Here is a 1,274-nt window from a genome sequence, read left to right as displayed (position 1 = left end):
ACCATAGAAGAGGCTAAAAATCCGCTTTCCGGCACCTATATCGGGCGGCTTTATTTGCAAGGCGAAATAAATCAAGACCAATATGATGCTGCGCAAAAATATCTTGAAGTGAAAAACAATTACCTATGTGCAAAAGGATTGCCTAATGCAATTTATGATAACTTTACTCCGTCATCAAATGAGGAGGCACAAAAACGGTGGATTTCAAGAGCAACTCATTGTTATGAAGTGACGAAAGAGGCTATCAAAGAAGCACAACACCTCTATAGACAGTATAATCTTTATGCTGCATTACAATATCTTGTTATAGAAGATCAATCGCTAACACATCTTGTTAGTTCTTTGCGTATTGTTCTTAATGCGCTTCATAAGCACTTTAGCCGTTAAAAAAGAATTGACATCAGATGAAAAATCATTAAAATGTGTATATATTTACACATTATGAGTTTAGGGAATGGAACAAGATAGCCGAAAAATCATTGCAAAATTAAAGCGTGATGGCTTTGAACTTGTCAAAGTAAAAGGTTCTCATCATAAATTAAAAAAAGATGGTAAGGTTGTTATTGTTCCACATCCTAAAAAAAATCTTCCGATTGGTACAGCACGTTCTATCGCACAACAAGCAGGTTGGTTAAAAAAAGGAGAAGAAAAATGAAAAGATTTTTTGCTCTTGTTCATAAAGATGAAGATTCTGCTTTTGGTGTTCAGTTTCCTGATTTTGAGGGACTTTTTTCTGCTGCTGATGAGGAAGAAAATTTAATCGCAAACGCAACAGAAGCACTTCAACTTTATTGTGAAGATATAGATATAGTGCCCATTCCTTCAAAATTTGAGGAAGTCATACAACGGGAATCTGTCAAAACAGCTTTGTCAGAAGGAGCTTTTTTAATACAAGTCCCATTTATTGAAAATGATGCAGAAGTGGTACGTACGAATATATCTATTGAAAGAGGACTCTTACGTGCAATTGATGATTGTGCACAAGAAAGAGGTTTAACAAGATCTGCTTTTTTGGCAACAGCAGCGCGTCACGAGCTTAATATTTAGATTTTCTTCTTTTTTGGCTGTGTCAATACATACCTTTTTGTTTCTAAAAACACCATATTTAGGTAAAAAAAATAAAAAAACACAAGATCATGATTTTTTTGTTGACATGATGTGAAAAATCATATTTAATGACAGCACGGCACTGGTCGCATTGTGTCTAAAATTCAAAAATATCCCCTAAAAATTCAGTAAAATGTGAACTTGAAACGTGGCTAGAAAGCCCTGTT

At 34.6% G+C, this 1,274-nt stretch carries 3 protein-coding genes; all 3 read left to right on the top strand.

The window, feature by feature from the left end:
• Positions 1-387: hypothetical protein (locus ACFINF_RS09230; RefSeq protein WP_375620590.1), on the top strand; the 387-nt coding region annotated here is incomplete at its 5' end.
• Between the two features lie 67 nt (positions 388-454).
• Positions 455-655 carry a type II toxin-antitoxin system HicA family toxin gene (locus ACFINF_RS09225; RefSeq protein ID WP_007553727.1) on the top strand — a complete coding sequence of 67 codons (201 nt, stop codon included), beginning with the start codon at positions 455-457 and terminating at the stop codon, positions 653-655.
• Positions 652-1,047: a type II toxin-antitoxin system HicB family antitoxin gene (locus ACFINF_RS09220; protein WP_005864994.1), complete on the top strand. Its 396-nt coding sequence runs from the start codon at positions 652-654 to the stop codon at positions 1,045-1,047. Before ACFINF_RS09225 ends, ACFINF_RS09220 begins: the two co-directional genes overlap by 4 nt.
• The last annotated feature ends 227 nt before the right edge of the window (positions 1,048-1,274 follow it).

This window comes from Bartonella sp. TS25HLJMH (assembly GCF_042193505.1).
In the GTDB taxonomy this organism is placed as follows: domain Bacteria; phylum Pseudomonadota; class Alphaproteobacteria; order Rhizobiales; family Rhizobiaceae; genus Bartonella; species Bartonella grahamii.
Note: the sequence above shows the minus strand (reverse complement) of the source record. Positions and strands in the feature narration are given on the sequence as shown.